Here is a 20,140-nt window from a genome sequence, read left to right as displayed (position 1 = left end):
AAACTTGCGGCATGAACGCTACCCCTTCTTCCGCGATGGCAGCCCTGCCGCGCCGCGTGGTCGTGCGCGAAGTGGGCCTGCGCGACGGCCTGCAGAGCGTCGCCACGATCGTGCCCACCGCCGCCAAGATCGAATGGATCCGCGACGCCTATGCCGCCGGCCAACGCGAGATCGAGGTCGGCTCCTTCGTGCCGCCCAGGCTGCTGCCGCAACTGGCCGACACGGCCGATGTGCTGGCCTTCGCGCAGACCCTGCCCGGCCTGCGCGCCACCGTGCTCGTCCCCAACCTCAAGGGCGCGCAGCGCGCGCTGGAAGCCAACGCGGAAATGATGCTGCTGCCGCTGTCGGCTAGCCACGCGCACAGCCTGGCGAACCTGCGCAAGGCACCCGACGACGTGCTGGCCGAGATCGCCAACATCCGCGCCGAGCGCGACGCCTCGGGCCGGCGCACGCAGATCGAGGTCGGCATCAGCACCGCCTTCGGCTGCACGATCCAGGGCGAGGTCAAACCGGAAGAAGTCGTGCGTCTGGTGCAGGCCGCGCTGGATGCCGGCGTCGATGCCGTGAGCCTGGCCGACACCGTGGGCTATGCCGACCCGGCGATGGTCTCGCGCCTGTTCGAGCGCGTGCTGAAGGTGGCCGGCGATCGCCTCGTCTGCGGCCACTTCCACGACACGCGTGGCCTGGGACTCGCCAACGTGTATGCCGCGCTGCAACTCGGGATCAGCCGCTTCGACGCCTGCACGGCGGGGATCGGCGGCTGCCCGCATGCGCCCGGCGCCAGCGGCAACGTGGCCACCGAAGACCTCACCTACATGCTGCACAGCATGGGAATCGAAACCGGCCTGGACTTCGACAGGCTGCTGGCGTTGCGGGCCAAGGTCGCGCACTGGCTGCAAGGCGAAGCCACCCACGGCACGATCTGGAAGACCGGATTGCCCCGGACCATGAAGAAGGAAGTTGCACATGCCTGAGAACCGCCCGGCCACGCTGCCCCTGCAAGGGCTGCGGGTCGTCGAATTCACCCACATGGTCATGGGCCCCACCTGCGGGATGGTGCTGGGCGACCTCGGCGCCGAAGTGATCAAGGTCGAACCGATAGCGGGCGATCGCACCCGCCGCCTGCTCGGTGCCGGCTCCGGTTTCTTCCCCCTGTTCAACCGCAACAAGAAGAGCATCGGCATCGACCTGCACGCGCCCGAAGGCGCGGAGCTCGCCCGCAAGCTGTGCGCCAGCGCCGACGTGGTGGCCGAGAACTTCAAGCCGGGCACGATGGAGAAGTACGGGCTGGACTACGCCTCGCTCAGCGCGGCGAATCCGAAGCTGATCTACGCCACGTGCAAGGGCTTCCTGCCCGGGCCCTACGACCATCGCACCGCGCTCGACGAAGTGGTGCAGATGATGGGCGGCCTGGCCTACATGACGGGCCGCCCCGGTGATCCACTGCGCGCCGGCACCAGCGTCAACGACATCATGGGCGGCATGTTCGCCGCCATCGGCGTGCTGGGCGCGCTGATCCAGCGCGGCATCACCGGCCGCGGCATGGAGGTGCAGTCGGCCCTGTACGAGAACAACGTGTTCCTGGTGGGCCAGCACATGCTGCAGTACGCGATGACCGGCAAGCCCGCCGCGCCCCTGCCGGCGCGCGACAACCCGTGGGCCGTGTACGACGTGTTCACCGTGGCCGAGGGTGAACAGATCTTCCTGGCGGCGGTGAGCGATGCGCAGTGGGAGAAGTTCTGCGACATCCTCGGCTTTGCCGACCTGAAGGGCGAGCCCGAGCTGGCCACCAACAACCTGCGCGTGGTGCAGCGCCCGCGGCTGCTGGCCACGCTGCGCGAACGGCTCGCACACCGCAAGGCGGCCGACCTGGCAGCGCTGATGGAACGCGCGGGTCTGCCCTTCGCGCCGATCCGGCGTCCGGAAGACCTGTTCGACGACGAGCACCTGCTGGCCACCGGCGGCCTCGCCGACGTCACGCTGCCCGACGGGCCCAGGGCGGGCGAGACCGTGAAGACCACGCTGCTGCCCTTCACGATGGCGGGCGAGCGCCTGGGCGTGCGGCTCCATCCGCCGAAGCTCGGGGCGCACACGCGCGAGCTGCTGCGCTCGCTGGGCGTGGCCGAGGCCGACATCGACGGCCTGACTTCGAGGGCCGTCGTGGCCTGAGACAATACGGCTTCCCAGGAGACATCGAAGTGCAATCGCAGCCACCCTTTTTCTCGCGCCGCAGCGTGCTGCTGGCCCTTGCCGCATCCGCCGCCGGCGCCAGCGCCCTGGCACAGTCCGGCACCGTCCGCTTCATCCTGCCCAATGCCACCGGCTCGGGCGTGGATGCCATCACGCGCGCGGCCAGCCCGGCGCTGTCCAAGGCGCTCGGCGCCAACGTCGTGGTCGACAACCAGCCGGGAGCCGGCGGCATCGTCGGCCTGCAGGCACTCGCGCGCTCGGCGCCCGATGGCAACACGCTGGCCGTGGTGTCGAACAACGTGGTGATCTTTCCGAGCGTCATCAAGTCGCTGCCCTTCGACATGCCGGGCGACTTCACGCCGATCGCGCTGGTCGGTTCCACGCCGATGGTGCTGGTGGTCAATCCGAACAAGTTGCCCGCCAGCAATGCGAAGGAATTCTTCGCGCTGCTCAAGGCCAAGCCGGGCCAGTACAACTTCGGCTCGGGTGGCAACGGCACGATCCTGCACCTGGCCAGCGAGATGGTGCTGGAGGCCGGCGGCGCGACCGCGCGCCACATCCCCTACAAGGGCGTGGGCCCGATGGTCACGGACCTGATGGGTGGCCAGATCGACTTCGCCACCGCCGCCCTGCCCAGCGTGCAAGGCCAGATCAAGAGCGGCGCGCTGCGCGCCATCGGCCTGCTGGCGCCGCAGCGCGTTGCGGCGGCGCCCGAGATCCAGCCGTTTTCCGAGCAGGGCCTGAAGGACTTCACGCTGGAAGCGTGGTTCGCGGTGATCGGCCCCAAGGGCATGAGCGCGGCCCACGTCAAGAAGGCGCACGAGGCGGTGGTCGCCGCCTTTGCCGATCCGGCCGTGAAGGAGACGATGGCCAGGCAGGGCAACACGATCCGCATCAGCAGCCCCGAGCAGGCGCAGACGGCCTTCCGCTCGGAAATGCAGAAATACGCGGCGCTGGTGAAGAAGGTGGGACTGGAGCCACAGTAACGCGGTGAAATAAGCCCGGCGACGCCGGGCTTGTTTTTTGGAAGACTGTGGTACGCACTTGCTGCTCGTTCCCACAGTTCCAACACCCGCGTCAATGAGCTACTCCGACCTGACATTCAAGGACAAAAACCCGATCAAGCGCTGGCTGCAGATGAGCCGCCTGCGCACCGCATTGAGGTTGGCAGGCGAGTTGCGATCCGACGCGACGATTTGCGACTTCGGCGCGGGTAGTGGCGAACTGTGCAAGGTCCTCGCCCCGAAATATCCCCAGGCCAGGATCATCTGCTACGAACCCACGCCATCGCTATTGGTGGAGGCGCAGCAGAATTTGCGCGGGCTCACGAACGTGGAGTTCGAGGGCGATCTCTCCTGCGTTCCGGAAGGAAGCATCGATGTCGTGTTCTGCCTGGAAGTTTTCGAGCATCTTCCACCCAGGGAGACGAGCGACGCACTGCGGCAGATCAAGGCTTTGCTGAACGACGGCGGCGTCGGGATCATCGGCGTTCCGAACGAAATCGGACTGCCGGCGCTCTACAAGGGACTGTTCCGCATGACGCGCCGCTATGGCAAGTTCGATGCGACGCCGAGGAACGTTTTCCTTTCCTTCCTCGGCATGCCGCCGACGGACCGTCCGGTCGCGGAAATCGCAAGCGGCATACAGTATCACTTCCATCACATGGGGTTCGACTACCGCCGGCTGCGCAAAAGGCTGGGAACCGAGTTCCACATGCGACACATCGCCGGCAGCCCGGTTCGCTTGCTCGGTTCCCTCTCGAACCCCGAAACCTACTTCGTGGTCAGCAAGGAGCCGTGGCTGGCAGCGGGGCCCTGAGCGGGCCACGCCCCCAATGACATCGGCGCTTATTGCGCCGTCGTGTTGCGGCCGGCAATCAGCGCAGCGCGTTCGGCTTGCGCACGCGCTGCCAAGTATTGCGACCCGCTGTCTTCCCGCGTCAGTGCGGCAACCTGCTGGCGCGAGGCCAGGTAGTCGGCGCGCACTTCCGCACGGGTCTTGCTCGACACGGCATGCGTGTTGTCGATGGTGATGTCGTCGGCGAGGGCGGCGCCGGCAAAGGCGATGGAGGCGACGGCGACGGTGGCGGCGAGGAGGCGGTTCATGGTGAGGTCCTTTCGGTGTTGATGGACTCGTTGTCCATGGCCTGAACTCTAGGCACCGGCCGACCAGCGCGATGTGCGCTTACGCACCTGGAATCGCGGATGTCGCATAGACCTTCAGCCGGCCCCGCCGGCCGCGCACATCGATGTCGTGCGCCACGCATTCCTTCGCCTGCCGCCCGGCGTGGCGCAGCACGTCCTCCGACAGCACCAGGCGGGTGCCGAAGCGCTTGGTCAATTCCTGCAGGCGGCTCGCCGTGTTGACCGCATCGCCGACGGCCGTGAGCGTGCGCGTCTCGCGATAGCCCACGGTGCCCACTGCGGCCATGCCCGCGTGGATGCCGATGCCGAACTCCAGGCGCTTGCCGAACTCCTGCTGCATGGTGTCGTTGAGGGCGTCCATCCGCTGCGCGATGCCCGCGGCCGCGGCCAGCGCCTGGCGCGAGGCAGTCGCCACGTCGGTGTCGGTGCCGAAGAGCGCCATCACGCTGTCGCCGATGAACTGGTTGGGGATGCCGCCCGCCTCGCGCACCGCGTCGCCCACCACCTCGAAGTAGCGATCGAGCATGTAGACCAGGTCGAAGGGCAGCTCCTCCTCCGACAGGCTGGTCCAGCGACGCAGGTCGGTGAACAGCACCACCACCTCGCGCTCCATGGCCGCACCCAGCGGCTCGAAGGCACGCTCGCCGCTGCGCACGCCCAGCAGCACGCGCACCTGCAGGTCACCCGCGGGCCGCAACTGGCACGCAAGCCGCACCGTCGGCAGTGCCGCGATGCGCGTCAGCGTGCGCTGTTCGATGGCCTCGGGTGGCGGCAGGGGCGCATCGCTGGCTTCGACGTCGATGCGGCAGGTGGAGCAGCGCGAGCGGCCGCCGCACACCGACAGGTGCGGGATGCCATTGGCGCGGCTGGCCTCCAGCACCGACCAGCCACGCGGCACATCGACCGTGCGGTCCGGATAGCGGATGCGCAGCAGCCCCTGCGTGCGCCGCACCCACGCGTTGCGTGCCCAGCGCGCCAGCAGCGTGGCGAGCAGCAGCGCGAGCGCCGTGGCGGTGATCGCGCTGGCCAGCGACTGCAGCAACGCAGCCTGCGCGGCGCTCGTGCGCTCCACGTAGGGCGGCAGCGACTGCAGCTCGCGCGCCATGGCGAGATAGCCGTTGGCGGCGAGCATCGGCAGCAGCGTCGCGCTGACGATGAACGAAGTCTGCAACTTGCGATAGGCCGGCCGATGGCGAAATGCGAAGTGCACGCCCAGGCACGCGTGCAGCCAGGCCACCGTGACGAGCGTCATCTGCGCGACGCTGGATCCGTCCGCCCAGATCAGCGAGACGTTGCGCCGGTAGTCGTCCTCGACGCCATACAGCGCATGCACCAGCCGCGTCTGCACGAAGTGCCCCGCCAGCAGGAAAGGGATGAGGAAGCCGAGCACCACGCGCAGCAGCTCGGTGAAGGTCATGAGCAGCGTGCGCCGCCCATACAGCGCCGCGAGCGCGAGCGAGAAATGCAACACGATGGCGCCGTAGAACACCACCGTCATCACGGGGTTGCGCCAGAACGCGACGAACACTTGGCGGCCGGCTTCGGCGGCGGCCAGCGAGACGAGGCCCAGTGCGTGATTCAGCAGGTGGGTGCCGACGTAGAACATCAGCACCATGCCGGAGGCAAGGCGCAGGCGGCGGGCACTAAGATGCGCCGCAGGGGGAGTCGCAAGCGATGGCAACAGTTCAACCGTCGACGTTCGGCCTGAAGAAGGTGCAGCTGCTGCAGGGCCTGTCGCAGGAGCGGCTGGAGCTGCTCGCCGCGCGCTGCAGCTGGCGCCGGGTCGAACCCGGGCAGCTGATTGTGGCCCGGAACAGTCCCGATCGCGACGTGCACTTTGTGGTGAGCGGCCGGGTACGCGTCACCAGCTTTTCGGCCGGTGGGCGGCAGGTGACCTTTCGCGACGAGGAGGCCGGCGACATGATCGGCGACCTCGCCGCCATCGACGGCCAGCCGCGTTCGGCCGACGTGCTGGCGCTGGAGGACGTGCTGGTCGCCTCCCTCACCCCCGAGCATTTCCGCGAGCTGATTGCGACCGAGCCGCTGGTGCGGGAACGCGTGCTGCAGCGGCTGGCGGGCCTGGTGCGCATGCTGTCGCAGCGCGTGATCGACCTGAGCACGCTGGGCGTGCAGAACCGCATCCACGCGGAGCTGCTGCGCCTGGCGCGCCAGAGCGGCGCCCCGGGCAACCGCGTGCGCCTGGAACCCGCGCCCAAGCACGCGGACATCGCGAGCCAGGTGAGCACGTACCGGGAACAGGTGACGCGGGAATTGTCGGCATTGACGCGGCAAGGCTTGCTGCAGAAGGAGGGGACCGGGTTGGTGTTGACGGATGTCGCGCGCCTGGAGCGGATCGTGGCGGAGGTGCGCCTGGAGGCCTGAGGGTTGCTGGGGTGCCTGCGGCAGCCCAGCCTACGAGGGCACCGCGCAGCAGGTAGGCTGGGCTGCCGCAGGCACCCCAGCATGCTGCCTTCCCCGGTGCGCAAACGCACATGCAGCGGGCTCGCCGCTCCCTAAAGTTCGGTCCATGGACAAAGCAGTCCATCCATCAACCGAAGGAAGCACCATGAACCGCAAGACCCTCACCGCCGCCCTCATCCTCGTTGCCGCCGCCGGCTCCGCGCTGGCCGACGACATCACCGTCGACACCACGCCGTTCGTGGGCAGCCGCACCCGCGCCGAAGTGCGGGCGGAACTGCAGCAGTACCAGCAGCAGGGCGTGAACCCGTGGGCGCGCGACTACAACCCGCTGCAGTTCTTCCACAGCGACAAGACCCGCGCGCAGGTCACCGCCGAATTCCTGGGCGACCGCGACGAAGTGGCCGCCAGCAACAGCGAAGACGGCGGTGCCGCCTGGCGCGCTGCCCACGCGGCGCGGCCGGTGAATCCGGTGCTGGCCGGCGAACCGGTCAACGCGCAGTAAGGGGAGCGATGACCTCCAGGAACTGGTCGAAGGCGCGCTGCAGGTGGTCCTGCAGCCGCCGCAGTTCCTCGAAAGGTGCGCTGGTCGCGCCCTCCTCCATCATCGCCGCGATCGCTGCATAGCGGTCCGCGGCGATCATCGAGCCGCCCCCCTTGGCCGAATGGGCGAGCAGCTGCACCTGCTTGCGGTTGCCGTCCTCCACCGCGGCGGCCAGCTTGGCGAGCAGCGGCGGGGTCGACTGCCGGAAGGTGGACAGCGCAATGTCCTTCAGCTCCTGGTCGCCGCCGAAGCGTGCATCCATCGCGTCGCCGTCGAACAGCGGCAGCTCCGCCAGCTGCGAGACCCGCGGCCCGGCCCAGCGCTCCAGCATCGCGCGCAATACCTTCAGGTCGATCGGCTTGGTGAGGTAGTCGTTCATGCCCGCCTCGAGGCAGCGCTCACGGTCCCCCTTAATCGCGTTGGCCGTCATCGCGACGATCGGCGCGGTGCAGCCGGAGGCCCGCAGCCGGCGCGTCGCTTCGTAGCCATCCATCTCCGGCATCTGGCAGTCCATCAGGATCAGGTCGTAGGGCTGCGCCCGCACCATGGCGCAGGCCTCGACGCCGTCGCTGGCGATGCTCACGTCCTGGTAGCCCAGCTTGCGCAGCATCCCGAAGGCCACCACCTGGTTGGTGGTGTTGTCCTCGGCGATCAGGATGCGCGCGCCACCTCTGGGAGCCGGCAGCTCCTGCCACACGGAAGCGGCGGGCGGCTCCTCGGCCGGCAGCACGGGCAGCGTCACCTTGAAGCGCGAGCCGCGCTGCGGCGAGCTGCTGACCGTCACCGCGCCCCCCATCAGGTCGACCAGCTGCAGCACGATGGCCAGGCCGAGGCCGGTGCCACCGAACTTGCGGGAGGTCGATGTGTCCGCCTGCATGAAGCGCGTGAACAGCTGCGGCTGCACGTCCGCGGGAATGCCGATGCCCGTGTCGGCGACGATGAATTCCAGCACGTAGGCCGCCTCTTCGCGCACCGCGCGCACGTGCAGCCCGATCCAGCCGGTGGCCGTGAACTTCAGCGCGTTGCCCAGCAGATTGACCAGCACCTGGCGCAGCCGCGTCGGATCGGCCACCACGTGCTGCGGCACCCCGGGATCGAGGCGGACGCGGAACAGCAGGCTCTTCTCGGTGGCGCGCAGGCGGTACAGCGTGGCGAGGTCCTGCACCAGCTGGTGCAGGTCGAAGGGCATGCGCTCGATGTCCATCTGCCCGGCCTCGATCTTCGAGACGTCGAGGATGTCGTTGACCAGCGAAAGCAGCGACTGCGCGCTGCGATCGATCAGGTCCGCGTTGCGGCGCACCTCCGGCGTCAGCTCCGAGTCCAGCAACAGCTTGGTCATGCCGATGATGCCGTTCAAAGGCGTGCGGATCTCGTGGCTCATGGTCGCCAGGAAATGGCTCTTGGCGCGGCTGGCCGCATCGGCCGCATCGCGCGCCACGCGCAGCTCGTGTTCGGTCGCCTTGGCGTGCGTGATGTCGCGGTTGGTGCCCACCATGCGCAGGGGCACGCCCTGCGGATCGCGCTCGGCCACCCGGCCCTCGCTGTGCAGCCACAGCAAGGTGCCGTCGTGGCGGCGCACGCGGTGCTCCACGCGGTACTGGCCGGCGTCCCCTCGCAGCACGGCGGCCAGCGCCTGCTGGATGTGCCCCAGGTCCTCGGGCGGCACCAGTTGCAGCAGTTCCTGCGCCGTGCACTCGGTCTGCTGGCGCACGCCGCCCATCATCAGCGACCAGGCTTCGGAGAGATAGATCTTCTCGTTGGGCACGTCCAGGTCCCACAAGGCCATGCCCGAGCCTTCCAGGGCGCGGTGCAGGCGCTCTTCGCTGCGCTCCAGCGCCGCGCGCGCGCGGTGGCTTTCGGTCACGTCCTGCAGGGCGCCGACCACCGCGCCGGGCTTGCCGTCGCGGCGCTCCACTTCGCCGATGGAGCGCAGCCACACGGAGCGGCCCTTGGCCGTGGTCATGGGCACCTGCACGTCCCACGGCTCGCCGTGCTCCATCGAGACGAGCGCGGTCTGGCGCATGCGCTCGCGGACGTCGGGCGCGAAGTAGCGCTCGTGCTCGTCGCCCACTGGCTGGTAGTCGGGCGGCAAGTCGAAGATGCGGCGGGTCTGGCTGGTCCAGCGCACCTCGCGCGTCTCCAGGTCGTAGCGCCAGCCGCCGACGCCGGCAATCTGCTCGGCGCGATCGAGGAAGTCGTTGGTGGCCCGAAGCTCGCGGTGCACCGCGACTTCCTGCGTGACGTCCTCGACCGTGCCCACGTAGCCGGCGGCGGACCCGTCGGGCAGCAGCACGGCCTGGCCACGCACCCGCACATGCGCTTCGGTGGCGTCGCCGCGCCGCACGCGGTGGGTGCGGTCGAACACCCGGCCGGCCGCGACGGCTTGCTGCCAGCTGCCGACGATCTCGGCGCGCTCCGACTCGTGCACGGACTCGACCCACTGGTCTCCCAGCAGCAGCGCGCGCGGCCGGCCATAGATGCGTGCGAGCTCGGGGTTGACGTAGATGACCTTCGCCTGCGCGTCGGAGTGGAAGATCCCCACCGGGCAGCTCTCGGAGAGCTCACGGAACATGCGCTCGCTCGACGACTGCAGCGTGCGGTGCGCAGCCTGGCGCAGCAGCAGCGCGTGCATCGCCGCACGCGCCAGCTCCTGCAGCGCCTGGCGCTGCGAGTCGGCCAGGCCGGCCCGCACCTGCGCGTCCAGCACGCACAGGGTGCCGACGATGTGCCCGTCGGGTGTGGCCAGTGGCGCACCGGCATAGAACGCCAGCGGGGGGGTGCCCGGCGGGGCCGACCGGCCCGCGAAGCGCGGGTCGGCCGTGATGTCCGGGATCTCGACATAGCTCCCGCTTGCCAGCACCGCGCTGCATGGCGAGTCAGCGCGTGGGAGCGACACCAGTCCGGGCAGGCCGACCTGCGCCTTGACCCACTGCCGGTCGCGGTCGATCAGGGTCAGCATCGCCATGGGTGCGGCACAGGCCGCCGCGGCGCTGCGGGTCAGGCTGTCGAGAAGCACTTCGGCGGGAGTGTGGAGGATGCCCAGGCCATGCACGGCGGCCAGGCGTCGCGCCTCATCGGTCTCGCTGCCGGTGTTGCGGGTCGGACGATTCACGCCCCCGACTCTACCGTGTTACCGGGACTACCGCGCCAGCGTGGACGCCCCGAACAGGCTCTGGATGAAATCGACGGCCAGTTCCGCCGTCCGGTTGCGCACGTCCAGCGCCGGGTTGATCTCCACCACGTCCAGCGAGCGCAGGCGGCCGGTGTCCGCGATCATCTCCATGCACAGCTGCATCTCGCGGTAGGTGGGGCCGCCGCGCACGCCCGTGCCCACGCCCGGCGCGTCGGCGGGATCGAGGCAGTCCAGGTCGAAGCTCACGTGGATGTGCGTGTCGTCACCCACGTCCTGCAGCACCTCGGTCATGGTGTTGCGCATGCCGTGCTCGTCGATGTGGCGCATGTCGAAGACCTGCAGGCCGAGTTGCCGGATCGCCTGCTTCTCGTCCGCGTCCACGCTGCGGATGCCGATGAAGTCGATGCTGCCCGCATGCAGGGCGGCGCGCTCGCCGCTCCAGCCCACCAGCTCCGACGGCCCATGCCCGAGCAGGCATGCCACCGGCATGCCGTGCAGGTTGCCGCTCGGACTGATAGCCGCCGTGTTGACGTCGGTGTGCGCGTCGAGCCAGATGACGCGCAGGTTGCGCCGCTCCTCGCGGCATTGCCGGGCCACCGCGCTGATCGAGCCGATGGCCAGGCAGTGGTCACCGCCCATGAGAAGCGGGACCTGGTTCATGGCCAGCGAGGTCTGTACCGCGTCGAACACGACGCGGTTCCAGGCGATCACTTCGTGCAGGTGGCGGATGCCGCTCTCGGCCGGATGCCAGGGGTTCGGTGGACCGGAGAGATTGCCGCGATCGATGACCTGCAGCTTGTGGGCCCGCAGGCACTCGGCAATGCCGGCCACGCGCAGCGCATCGGGCCCCATCCCGGCGCCGCGCACGCTGGCACCGACGTCGGTCGGCGCACCGATGAGACTCACTGTCGTCGTTTCCTGCACCAGGCATTGTGGCCGCGCAAATCGCTTCACCGGGGATCATTGATACAGGATGCATCCGCGATGACTAAGGCTCAGATCGCGTCGGGAGAATGATTCGCATCAACTCCAAGGAACAACGAAATGCTTGCGATGCAATACCGCGGACCTTACCGTGTCCGCGCCACGCACAAGTCCGAGCCGCACATCGAACATCCCAATGACGCGATCGTTCGCGTCACCCGCTCCTGCATCTGCGGATCGGACCTGCACCTCTATCACGGCATCGTTCCCGACACCCGCATCGGCCACACCTTCGGCCACGAATTCACCGGCATCGTCGAGGAGGTGGGCTCCTCCGTGCAGTCGCTGAAGAAGGGCGACCACGTGCTGGTGCCCTTCAACATCTTCTGCGGCTCCTGCTTCTTCTGCCGCAAGGAGCTCTACTCCAACTGCCACAACGTCAACCCCGAGGCCACGGCGGTCGGCGGCATCTACGGCTACTCGCACACCACCGGCGGCTACGACGGCGGCCAGGCCGAGTACGTGCGCGTGCCGATGGCCGACGTCGGCCCGCTCGTGCTGCCGCCGGACCTGAGCCTGGACGACGCCGTGCTGCTGACCGACGCCTGCCCCACCGGCTACCACGCCGCGGAGATGGGCGACATCGCCGAGGGCGACACGGTCGTCGTGTTCGGCTGCGGCCCGGTCGGCCTGTTCGCCGCCAAGTCCGCGTGGCTGATGGGTGCGGGGCGGGTCATCATGGTCGACCACATCGAGTACCGGCTGGAGTTCGCCAGGAAGTTCGCGCAGTGCGAGGTCGTCAACTTCAAGGAAGTGGGCGACATGGCGATCCACATCAAGAAGATGACCGACTGGCTGGGCGCCGACGTGTGCATCGATGCGGTCGGTTGCGAAGCGGCCGGCAACACGATGCAGCGCCTGACCGGCCTCAAGCTGAAGCTGCAGGCCGGCGCCGCCACGGTGCTGCACTGGGCGATCAACTCGGCGCGCAAAGGCGGCAACATCTCGGTGGTCGGCGTCTACGGGCCCACCTTCAATTTCGTGCCGATTGGCAATCTGGTCAACAAGGGGCTGACGATGCGCGGCAACCAGGCCGCCGTGAAGCGGCACCTGCCGCGCCTGATAGAACATATCCAGGCCGGGCGCCTGAAGCCCAGCGAGGTGATCACCCACCGCATTCCGCTGGAAGACGTGGCCGATGCGTATCACATCTTCTCGAGCAAGCTCGACAACTGCATCAAGCCGGTGCTGATCCCGCCCTCGGCGCGGCAACTGGAGCCGGCGCGGCCCGCGGTGGCGCAGTCGCAGTCGCAATCGCAGAACCACGTGCATTGAGCGGAGGCCCCATGAGCAACCACCCCGAAGACATGACCATCTACGTCGAGAAGACGGAGCCGCAGGACCACCTGCGCAAGCCGCCTCCCGGCATCCAGGGCTGGGGCGCGGACCTCGATCCTGCCGTGCGTCCGGCGTATCCGAAGGAGCGCACGCCACCGCGCTTCATCAACGTGCACTGGGACGATCTCGAGCACCAGCACGTGCATCCGGACGTGAAGGTCTTCCACTCCACCGAACGGCCCGGCCTCACCCCCGTCTTCGGCACCGTGCAGCCGCCCTCGGGCGTGTCCGGAATGATCCGCGCCGGCGCCTTCCACTTCAGCGAGAACGACATCCGCCACTGGCTGATGCTGCTGTTCGCCGACCGCGTGAACATGGTCGAGGGCATCCTCGACGACCTCGCCCACGGGCACGTGCCCAACCTGTTCAAGGAGATGGGTGGCCCGGCCGAATGGAAGCACAACCGCCACGGCTTCATGCGCAAGGCGTTCATCGCCGGCGGCATGGTCGGCGTGCTCCTGATCATGAACAGCCGGCGCAAGCGGCGGCGGTAACCCTGCGGCGCGGTTATGCCGTTGCGGCGCACTGATGCCGATGCGGGGTACTGATGCCATTGCGGGGTACTGGATGTCATTGCGGGCTTGACCCGCAATCCATGCGGCGGTGGATCAGGCGCCGCATGGATCCCGGGTCAAGCCCGGGATCACATCCATGGATGACATGCAACGGGCTCGCGGCCTGCGGGGAACGCATTTGGTTAGCATGCGTCCTTCGCCCACGCGCCCTTGCCCATGCTGGAAATCCTGAGCGTCCTCGCCGCCCTGCTCCTCGCCCTCCTGTACGTCAACCTGAATGCCGGCGAGCGGCGCGTCACCCACGAGATCCAGCACCTCTATCCGGTCGACGACCCGCAGTTCTTCCGCGCGATGGGGATGATGCTGGGGCCGGACATCGTCGGCGGCAATCGCGTCACGGCCCTGGACAACGGCGACCAGATCTTTCCGGCGATGCTCGAGGCGATCCGCGGCGCGCGCACGACGGTGCTGTTCGAGACCTTCATCTACTGGTCCGGCGAAATCGGCGAGGAATTCGCGCAGGCCCTGTCCGAGCGCGCCCGCGCCGGCTGCAAGGTCCACGTGCTGCTCGACTGGCTGGGATGCCTCAAGGTGGACGAGCACATGGTGGACACCATGAAGCGCGCCGGCGTGGAGGTGTTCCGCTTCCATCCGCTGCGCTGGTACAACCTGGGCCGCATCAACAACCGCACGCACCGCAAGCTGCTGATCGTGGATGGCCGCATCGGCTTCACCGGCGGCGTCGGCATCGCGCCGCCCTGGACCGGCCATGCGCAGGACGCGGACCACTGGCGCGATTCGCACTATCGCGTCGAGGGGCCCGTCGTCGCGCAGATGCAGAGCGTCATGCTCTCCAACTGGGGCAAGGCCAGCGGCCGTGTCCTGCATGGCGAGGATTATTTTCCGACACCCGTGGCAGCCGGCACCCAGCACGCGCAGATGTTCCACAGCTCGCCAAGCGGCGGCAGCGAAAGCATGGAGCTGATGTACCTGGTGGCGATCACCGCCGCCGTGAAGACCATCGACATCGCCAGCGCCTACTTCGTGCCCGATGCGATGGCGCGGCTGGCACTGGTGAAGGCGCTGCAGCGCGGCGTGCGCGTGCGCGTGATCACCCCCGGCCGCAAGATCGACACGCAGACCGTGCGCCACGCCTCGCGCGCGCTCTGGGGCGAGTTGCTGGAGGCAGGCCTGGAGATGTACGTCTACCACCCCACCATGTACCACTGCAAGATCGTGATCGTCGACAGCCTGCTGTCGTCGGTGGGCTCGACCAACTTCGACCCGCGTTCCTTCCACCTGAACGACGAGGCGAACCTGAACGTCTACGAGCCGGAGTTCGCCGCGCAGCTGACGCGCGGCTTCGAGGACGACCTGCGGCGCTGCCGGCGCTACACGCTGCAGGAGTGGCAGCGGCGACCGGCCTGGGAGAAGCTGTGCGAGCGCGTCACGGCCTGGCTGGCGCCCCTGTTGTAGCCAGCGTTCACTTGCTGGCCGCTGCCCGCGCCTTGCGCTGGAACAGCAGCGCCAGCATGAACAGCAGCAGTCCGAGTGCCAGCAGCGTGGGCGGTCGCGGCAGATGGCCGAACGCGCGGCTGTGCGCATAGCCAGCGAGGATCACGTAGACCTCCCAGCCGGCGGCGGCGACCCCGAGCCACCACGCCCAGACCTGCCGGTTCCACAAGCCCCAGGCGACCACGATGGCCACCAGCAGCAGCAGCCACAGCGACGGCCGGGCGAGTCCGTGCACGAAGGCAGGCAGGCTGCCGCTGCGTTGCAGGTGGTGCACGGTGCCGCTGACGGCAAGCGCCGCATAGGCAGCGGCGGAGAGGGAGGCCAGGCGAAGCTGAGTGGGTCCGGACATGCAAGGGAGGAAAGCGAGACGGTGCTCGATGCGGCGGACTCTAGCGGCGCGGCATGGCTTTGCAAGGGCGGGCGTTGGACAAAGGGGACAGCGCTGCCGTCGGTCCTGCCGCGGGATGCGCTTGTCCATGTCATACCGGCCTGGACGGCCCTCGTAGGCTGGGCTGCGGACGGCACCCCAGCGACCGCGCGATGTCGTGCTGGGGTGCCTGCGGCAGCCCAGCCTACTATTCCAGCAGCGCCACCGCCGCCGAAAACGTCACGAACGCCGCTGCCGTCGTCAGCAGGATGATCCGCGCGATGCGGCCGGTGTCCGCGCCGAAACGCTCGGCCAGCAGTGACACGTTGCTGGCGCTTGGCAAGGCCGCGACCAGCACCATCACCTTCAGCGTGAACGCATCCAGCGGCAAGCCGAGGGCGCGCACGCCCTGCCCCGCGCTCCACACGAGCAGCGGATGCAGCAGCAGCTTGGCCAGCGATACGGGCACGAAGTCGCGCGCCGGCAGCGGCCCGTGTTCGCCTCGCGCGCCCACGAACTGCGAGCGCGCCAGCACCGCGCCGATGGTGAACAGCGCCACCGGCGAGGCCGCGTCCGCCAGCAGCCCGATCGTGTTCAAGATCGGCCCCACCGGCTTCACCTGCAGCGCCGACGAGAAGCCCCCGAGCAGGATGGCCCACGGCATCGGATTGAGCGCCATGCCCTGCAGCGCCTTCTTCGCGGCCAGCGCGGCGCCGTGTTCGTCGGCGCCATCGAGCCGCGACAGCGCGATGCACAGTGAGCTGGTGACCACCAGGTCGATCAGGATGGTGAGGATCGCGGGCCCGGCGGCCTTGGCCCCGAGCAGTGCCACCACCAGCGGCACGCCCATGAAGCCGGTGTTGGGAAAGGCCGCGACCAGCGCGCCGAAGGAAGCGTCGTTCCAGCGGATGCGCGCGTTCAGGCTGCATTTCACGGTGCCCGCCACCATCAGCAGCGCGCAAGCGACCCACGTCAGGAGCGCACTCGGATCCAGCAACTGCGCGATCGGCGTGCCGGCGCCGAAGCGGTACAACAGGCAGGGCAGCGCGAAGAACAGCACGAAGGTGTTCAGCCCGGCGATCGCCTCGAAGGGCAGCAGGCGGCGGCGCGCCGCCAGGTAGCCGGCCAGCACCAGCGCGAAGAACGGGAAGGTGACGGCCAGGACGCTTAGCACGGGGCGTATTGTCGGCGCAAGCGATGGCAGGCACCGCGCGCGGGTTCCAGCGCGAAGCTGTCGCCCCCGCGGCCCGGCCCGTATGATGCGACGCTGTTCCCCCGCAGTACCCCCCCACCGATGTCCGGCCTGAACCTCGCCCAGCAAGAAGCCGTCAATTTCATGCATGGGCCCTGCCTGGTGCTGGCTGGCGCCGGCTCGGGCAAGACGCGCGTCATCACGCACAAGATCGCCCGCCTGATGCAAGGCGGCCTGGAGGCCAAGCGCATCGCCGCCATCACCTTCACCAACAAGGCCGCCGCCGAAATGCGCGAGCGCGCCAAGTCGCTGGTGGGGCGCCAGGCCAAGGACGTGCTGGTCTGCACCTTCCATGCGCTGGGCGTGCGCATGATGCGGCAGGACGGCAGCGTGCTGGGCTTGAAGCCGCAGTTCTCCATCCTCGACTCCGACGACGTGACCGGCATCCTCAAGGACGCCGGCGGCACCACCGACGCCGCCACGGCGCGCCAGTGGCAGTGGACGATCAGCGGCTGGAAGAACGGCGGCCTGAACGCGGCGCAGGCACTGGCCCAGGCGAAGGACGAGAACGAGCGCGTGATCGCCACCGTGATGGCGCGCTACGAGGAGCGCCTGACCGCCTACCAGAGCGTCGACTTCGACGACCTGATCGGCCTGCCCCTGAAGCTGCTGCGCGACTTTCCGGAAGTCCGCGAGAAGTGGCAGAAGGCCGTGGGCCACGTGCTGATCGACGAATACCAGGACACCAACGCCACGCAGTACGAGCTGCTCAAGCTGCTGGTGGGCGAGCACGGGCGCTTCACCGCGGTGGGTGACGACGACCAGTCGATCTACGGCTGGCGCGGCGCCACGCTGGACAACCTGCGCAGGCTCCCGGTCGACTATCCGACCCTGAAGGTCATCAAGCTGGAGCAGAACTACCGCTCCACCAGCGCCATCCTGCGCGCGGCCAACAACGTCATCCAGCCGAACCCCAAGCTGTTCCCCAAGACGCTGTTCTCGGAGCTCGGCGAAGGCGAGCCGGTGCGCGTGGTCGATTGCGACAGCGAGGAGCACGAGGCCGAGCGCATGGCCGCGCGCATCTTGTCGATCCGCGGCGGATCGGCAGCCGTCGCCAGCGGCGCGGGCGTGCACAAGGACTGGAAGGACTTCGCGATCCTGTACCGCGCCAACCACCAGTCCCGGACGATCGAACAGGCCATGCGCAAGGCGCAGATCCCGTACAAGGTCTCGGGCGGCCAGAGCTTCTTCGACCGCGCCGAGATCCGCGACCTGTGCGCGTGGCTGCGCCTGTGGGTGAACAACGACGACGACCCGGCCTTCCTGCGCTGCGTGACCACGCCCAAGCGCGGCATCGGCCACCAGACGCTGGGCTCGCTGGGCAGCTTCGCCAGCCAGTACAAGCTGTCGCTGTTCGAGGCGCTGTTCTCGCCCTCGCTGCCCAGCGTGCTGAATGCGCGGGCCCTGGGCAGCCTGCAGGAGTTCGGCCGCTACGTGAACGACCTGGAGTTCCGGGCGCGCCACACCGTCGGCGCCGAGGATGCCAGGACTTTCCTGGGCGAGTGGCTCAAGGAGATCGGCTACGAGAAGCACCTGTACGACGGCGAGGACAACGAGAAGGTGGCGGCCGCGCGCTGGACCAACGTGCTCGACTTCTGCGACTGGATGGCCAAGCGCTGCGGCGGCGAGATCGACGATGCCGCCGGCGTCGCGACCCAGAACGAGCGCAAGAACGTGCTGGAAGTGGCGCAGACCATCGCCCTGCTCTCCACCATCAGCGACCGCGAGAAGGACCGGGATGTCGTCACGCTGTCCACGCTGCATGCGTCCAAGGGCCTGGAGTGGCCGCACGTGGTGCTGGCCGGCTGCGTCGAGGGCATGCTGCCCTTCAAGCCGGAGGATGCCGAGGGCGGCGTGGTGAGCGAATCGTTCGCGCAGCGGCTGCAGGAGGAGCGGCGCCTGATGTACGTGGGCATCACGCGGGCGCAGCGCTCGCTGGTGGTGTCGTGGAGCAAGAAGCGCAAGAAGGGCCGCGAGCTGGTGCCCGCGATGCCGAGCCGCTTCATCGCCGAGATGGCGCTCGACACCAGGACGGCCAGGGAAGATCCGCGCGAAAAGCTCAAGGCCCTGCGCGCGGAATTCGCGCAGAAGAGCGCCGAGGCCGCAGCTGCGGCCGCCGCCGCCGCGACCCCGGGCGCGGCATGAAACGGATCGTCGCCTTGCTGCTGGCCGCGCTGGCGACCGCGGCGTTCGCCGAGCCCTGCCTGCGTGCCAGCGACGTGCAGCAGGCCGACATGCTCGGCCTGTGGCGCGCGGAGCTGGACGGCGTGGGCCACGTGGGAACGCTGCTGCTGCAAAAGCATGCGGAGTACCCCGAGAGCTTCAGCGGCTGGATCGACCGCAACGGCGAACGCCGCGAGCTGGCCGGCGACGTCGAGGACGGCGAGTTCACCCTGGAGGAATCCGCCGACGGCGTGCACATCGCCGCCAACTGGGTGGGCGAGCTGGTGGAGGGCTCGTGCGGCCGCGAAGCGCGCGGAGTCTGGACGATCGACGGGGCCAGGAGCGGCAAGCCGTTCGTATTGCGCAAGGATTAGGGCCTGTTCACAGGCTCCAGGGGCCCCACATCCCCGCTGCCCGGCTAGCATTCCGGCATGACAAGGACATCCGCCCGCCTGCTCGCGGCCGCCGCAACGCTGCTGACCTGGGGCGCGCACGCGCAAGCGCTGGACGCCCCCAACTGCGCCGGCATGGCCGACGACTCCCAGCGCCTGGCTTGCTACGACCGCTGGAGCGCGAGCCGCACCACCCCGGTTGCGCCCGCAACCATCCCGGCCACTATCCCTGCGGTGCCGGCGCCGGTGGTGCCCGCCGCTGCCGGCGGCGGCGGCGGCGGCCTGCGCTTCACCGAGAAGGAGGGCTGCCACGACCTCGCTTATTCCGAGCTCTCGCGCTTCTGGGAGCTGGAACCCGGCGCCGATTGCGGCACCTTCGGCCTGCGCGTGTTCCACCCGATGTCGGCGGATGTCGTGCACGCGAACACCGTGAACCGCGAGCCGACCTCCGGCAATCCGCTGAACAACGCCACCACCAGCCAGGACTTTCGCACGACCGAGGTGCGACTGCAGGTTTCGGTGCGCACGAAGATCGCCCAGAACCTGCTGCTGCGCAACCGGCCCGACGCGAGCGACTCGCTGTGGTTCGCGTATACCCAGCAGTCCTATTGGCAGATCTTCACCGCCGACCTGTCGCGCCCCTTCCGCAGCACCGACCACGAACCGGAATTCATCTACGTGCTGCCGCTGCAGTCGGCCGACCCGAGCCAGTGGCGCGTGCGCTTCGGCGGGCTGGGCGTCGTGCACCAGTCGAACGGCCAATCGCTGCCGCTGTCGCGCAGCTGGAACCGGGTGTACCTGATGGGCGGCGCCGAGAAGGGCCGGCTGCAGGTGCAGGCGCGCGTCTGGCAACGGCTGCACGAAAACCCGGCCACCGACGACAACCCGGACATCAGCGACTTCATCGGCCGGGGCGAGGCGCGCGTGATCTGGCACCAGAACCGCGCCAACCTGCTTGCCGTCACCGGCCGCAGCTCGCTGCACAGCAACAGCCGCGGCTCCGTGCGGCTGGAGTGGTTCCGCACGCTCGGCAACCAGGACGTGCACCCCACCGGCGGGCTGCAGTTGCACACGCAACTGTTCACCGGTTACGGCGACACGCTGCTGGACTTCAATCGCCGCCGCACGGTCTTCAGCGTCGGTCTCAGCTTGGTGGACTGGTAGCAGGCTGCCTGGTGGGGTGCG

General features: G+C 68.7%; 18 protein-coding genes. 12 read left to right on the top strand and 6 right to left on the bottom strand.

The window, feature by feature from the left end; all coding sequences use genetic code 11:
• The first annotated feature begins 11 nt into the window (after nucleotides 1-11).
• The 4 genes from JWP60_RS04550 to JWP60_RS04535 all read left to right on the top strand — a co-directional run bounded on the left by JWP60_RS04550 (nucleotide 12) and on the right by JWP60_RS04535 (nucleotide 4,008).
• Nucleotides 12-974, top strand: a complete 963-nt coding sequence (locus JWP60_RS04550) for a hydroxymethylglutaryl-CoA lyase (RefSeq protein WP_299786923.1) — start codon at nucleotides 12-14, stop codon at nucleotides 972-974.
• Nucleotides 967-2,169: a CaiB/BaiF CoA-transferase family protein gene (locus tag JWP60_RS04545; protein ID WP_299786920.1), complete on the top strand. Its 1,203-nt coding sequence runs from the start codon at nucleotides 967-969 to the stop codon at nucleotides 2,167-2,169. The genes JWP60_RS04550 and JWP60_RS04545 overlap by 8 nt, the downstream gene beginning before the upstream one ends.
• Nucleotides 2,170-2,198: 29 nt before the next feature.
• On the top strand, nucleotides 2,199-3,176 hold the full coding sequence (locus JWP60_RS04540; protein ID WP_299786917.1) for a tripartite tricarboxylate transporter substrate binding protein: 978 nt from the start codon (nucleotides 2,199-2,201) through the stop codon (nucleotides 3,174-3,176).
• Nucleotides 3,177-3,270: 94 nt separating this feature from the next.
• The gene (locus tag JWP60_RS04535; protein WP_299786914.1) at nucleotides 3,271-4,008 is read left to right on the top strand and encodes a class I SAM-dependent methyltransferase; all 738 of its coding nucleotides are present in this window, start codon (nucleotides 3,271-3,273) and stop codon (nucleotides 4,006-4,008) included.
• Between the two features lie 29 nt (nucleotides 4,009-4,037).
• Here the strand turns inward: JWP60_RS04535 and JWP60_RS04530 are convergent, their stop codons facing one another.
• Both JWP60_RS04530 and JWP60_RS04525 read right to left on the bottom strand, forming a co-directional pair.
• Nucleotides 4,038-4,295 (bottom strand): hypothetical protein, encoded by a 258-nt coding sequence (locus tag JWP60_RS04530; protein ID WP_299786912.1) that lies wholly within the window; start codon nucleotides 4,293-4,295, stop codon nucleotides 4,038-4,040.
• A gap of 79 nt (nucleotides 4,296-4,374) precedes the next feature.
• Nucleotides 4,375-5,949 (bottom strand): adenylate/guanylate cyclase domain-containing protein, encoded by a 1,575-nt coding sequence (locus JWP60_RS04525; protein ID WP_299786910.1) that lies wholly within the window; start codon nucleotides 5,947-5,949, stop codon nucleotides 4,375-4,377.
• Nucleotides 5,950-6,008: 59 nt separating this feature from the next.
• Here JWP60_RS04525 and JWP60_RS04520 point away from each other — a divergent pair, with 59 nt between their 5' ends.
• Together JWP60_RS04520 and JWP60_RS04515 are read left to right on the top strand one after the other, a co-directional pair.
• On the top strand, nucleotides 6,009-6,716 hold the full coding sequence (locus JWP60_RS04520) for a Crp/Fnr family transcriptional regulator (RefSeq protein ID WP_299786908.1): 708 nt from the start codon (nucleotides 6,009-6,011) through the stop codon (nucleotides 6,714-6,716).
• Between the two features lie 184 nt (nucleotides 6,717-6,900).
• The gene (locus JWP60_RS04515; protein WP_299786906.1) at nucleotides 6,901-7,257 is read left to right on the top strand and encodes a DUF4148 domain-containing protein; all 357 of its coding nucleotides are present in this window, start codon (nucleotides 6,901-6,903) and stop codon (nucleotides 7,255-7,257) included.
• Here the strand turns inward: JWP60_RS04515 and JWP60_RS04510 are convergent.
• Both JWP60_RS04510 and rocF read right to left on the bottom strand, forming a co-directional pair.
• Complete coding sequence (locus JWP60_RS04510; protein ID WP_299786904.1) at nucleotides 7,244-10,408, bottom strand: PAS domain-containing protein; 3,165 nt, start codon at nucleotides 10,406-10,408, stop codon at nucleotides 7,244-7,246. The genes JWP60_RS04515 and JWP60_RS04510 overlap by 14 nt on opposite strands.
• A gap of 27 nt (nucleotides 10,409-10,435) precedes the next feature.
• Nucleotides 10,436-11,335, bottom strand: a complete 900-nt coding sequence (gene rocF, locus JWP60_RS04505; protein WP_299786902.1) for an arginase — start codon at nucleotides 11,333-11,335, stop codon at nucleotides 10,436-10,438.
• A gap of 138 nt (nucleotides 11,336-11,473) precedes the next feature.
• On the opposite strand from rocF, the gene JWP60_RS04500 reads away from it, so the two are divergent.
• From JWP60_RS04500 to JWP60_RS04490, 3 genes are all read left to right on the top strand, one after another.
• Entirely contained in the window at nucleotides 11,474-12,688 is a 1,215-nt protein-coding gene (locus JWP60_RS04500; protein WP_299786900.1) for a zinc-dependent alcohol dehydrogenase, read from the top strand.
• Nucleotides 12,689-12,699: 11 nt separating this feature from the next.
• Entirely contained in the window at nucleotides 12,700-13,245 is a 546-nt protein-coding gene (locus JWP60_RS04495; protein ID WP_299786897.1) for a hypothetical protein, read from the top strand.
• Between the two features lie 237 nt (nucleotides 13,246-13,482).
• Nucleotides 13,483-14,742, top strand: a complete 1,260-nt coding sequence (locus JWP60_RS04490; RefSeq protein WP_299786894.1) for a phospholipase D-like domain-containing protein — start codon at nucleotides 13,483-13,485, stop codon at nucleotides 14,740-14,742.
• 7 nt (nucleotides 14,743-14,749) lie between these two features.
• Here JWP60_RS04490 and JWP60_RS04485 read toward each other — a convergent pair whose 3' ends face one another.
• Nucleotides 14,750-15,130, bottom strand: coding sequence for a hypothetical protein (locus JWP60_RS04485; RefSeq protein WP_299786891.1), 381 nt, complete (start codon nucleotides 15,128-15,130; stop codon nucleotides 14,750-14,752).
• A 226-nt stretch (nucleotides 15,131-15,356) separates the two neighbouring features.
• Entirely contained in the window at nucleotides 15,357-16,322 is a 966-nt protein-coding gene (locus tag JWP60_RS04480; protein ID WP_299786888.1) for an AEC family transporter, read from the bottom strand.
• Nucleotides 16,323-16,442: 120 nt separating this feature from the next.
• Here JWP60_RS04480 and JWP60_RS04475 point away from each other — a divergent pair, with 120 nt between their 5' ends.
• Genes JWP60_RS04475 through JWP60_RS04465 form a run of 3 tightly spaced genes read left to right on the top strand, consistent with a single transcriptional unit; the run spans nucleotide 16,443 to nucleotide 20,119 of the window.
• Nucleotides 16,443-18,545, top strand: a complete 2,103-nt coding sequence (locus tag JWP60_RS04475; RefSeq protein ID WP_299786885.1) for a UvrD-helicase domain-containing protein — start codon at nucleotides 16,443-16,445, stop codon at nucleotides 18,543-18,545.
• The gene (locus tag JWP60_RS04470; RefSeq protein WP_299786882.1) at nucleotides 18,542-18,937 is read left to right on the top strand and encodes a hypothetical protein; all 396 of its coding nucleotides are present in this window, start codon (nucleotides 18,542-18,544) and stop codon (nucleotides 18,935-18,937) included. Before JWP60_RS04475 ends, JWP60_RS04470 begins: the two co-directional genes overlap by 4 nt.
• Before the next feature lie 57 nt (nucleotides 18,938-18,994).
• Nucleotides 18,995-20,119: a phospholipase A gene (locus tag JWP60_RS04465; protein WP_299786879.1), complete on the top strand. Its 1,125-nt coding sequence runs from the start codon at nucleotides 18,995-18,997 to the stop codon at nucleotides 20,117-20,119.
• Nucleotides 20,120-20,140: the final 21 nt, after the last annotated feature.

The organism is Ramlibacter sp. (genome assembly GCF_028291745.1).
Taxonomy (GTDB): Bacteria; Pseudomonadota; Gammaproteobacteria; order Burkholderiales; family Burkholderiaceae_C; genus Ramlibacter.
Note: the sequence above shows the minus strand (reverse complement) of the source record. Positions and strands in the feature narration are given on the sequence as shown.

Bases quoted from the DNA above. Each gene is read 5' to 3' on its own strand.
- JWP60_RS04550 (WP_299786923.1), top strand. From the start codon at position 12: ATGAACGCTACCCCTTCTTCCGCGATGGCAGCCCTGCCGCGCCGCGTG.
- JWP60_RS04545 (WP_299786920.1), top strand. From the start codon at position 967: ATGCCTGAGAACCGCCCGGCCACGCTGCCCCTGCAAGGGCTGCGGGTC.
- JWP60_RS04535 (WP_299786914.1), top strand. From the start codon at position 3,271: ATGAGCTACTCCGACCTGACATTCAAGGACAAAAACCCGATCAAGCGC.
- JWP60_RS04530 (WP_299786912.1), bottom strand. From the start codon at position 4,295: ATGAACCGCCTCCTCGCCGCCACCGTCGCCGTCGCCTCCATCGCCTTT.
- JWP60_RS04525 (WP_299786910.1), bottom strand. From the start codon at position 5,949: ATGGTGCTGATGTTCTACGTCGGCACCCACCTGCTGAATCACGCACTG.
- JWP60_RS04520 (WP_299786908.1), top strand. From the start codon at position 6,009: ATGGCAACAGTTCAACCGTCGACGTTCGGCCTGAAGAAGGTGCAGCTG.
- JWP60_RS04515 (WP_299786906.1), top strand. From the start codon at position 6,901: ATGAACCGCAAGACCCTCACCGCCGCCCTCATCCTCGTTGCCGCCGCC.
- JWP60_RS04500 (WP_299786900.1), top strand. From the start codon at position 11,474: ATGCTTGCGATGCAATACCGCGGACCTTACCGTGTCCGCGCCACGCAC.
- JWP60_RS04495 (WP_299786897.1), top strand. From the start codon at position 12,700: ATGAGCAACCACCCCGAAGACATGACCATCTACGTCGAGAAGACGGAG.
- JWP60_RS04490 (WP_299786894.1), top strand. From the start codon at position 13,483: ATGCTGGAAATCCTGAGCGTCCTCGCCGCCCTGCTCCTCGCCCTCCTG.
- JWP60_RS04485 (WP_299786891.1), bottom strand. From the start codon at position 15,130: ATGTCCGGACCCACTCAGCTTCGCCTGGCCTCCCTCTCCGCCGCTGCC.
- JWP60_RS04475 (WP_299786885.1), top strand. From the start codon at position 16,443: ATGTCCGGCCTGAACCTCGCCCAGCAAGAAGCCGTCAATTTCATGCAT.
- JWP60_RS04470 (WP_299786882.1), top strand. From the start codon at position 18,542: ATGAAACGGATCGTCGCCTTGCTGCTGGCCGCGCTGGCGACCGCGGCG.
- JWP60_RS04465 (WP_299786879.1), top strand. From the start codon at position 18,995: ATGACAAGGACATCCGCCCGCCTGCTCGCGGCCGCCGCAACGCTGCTG.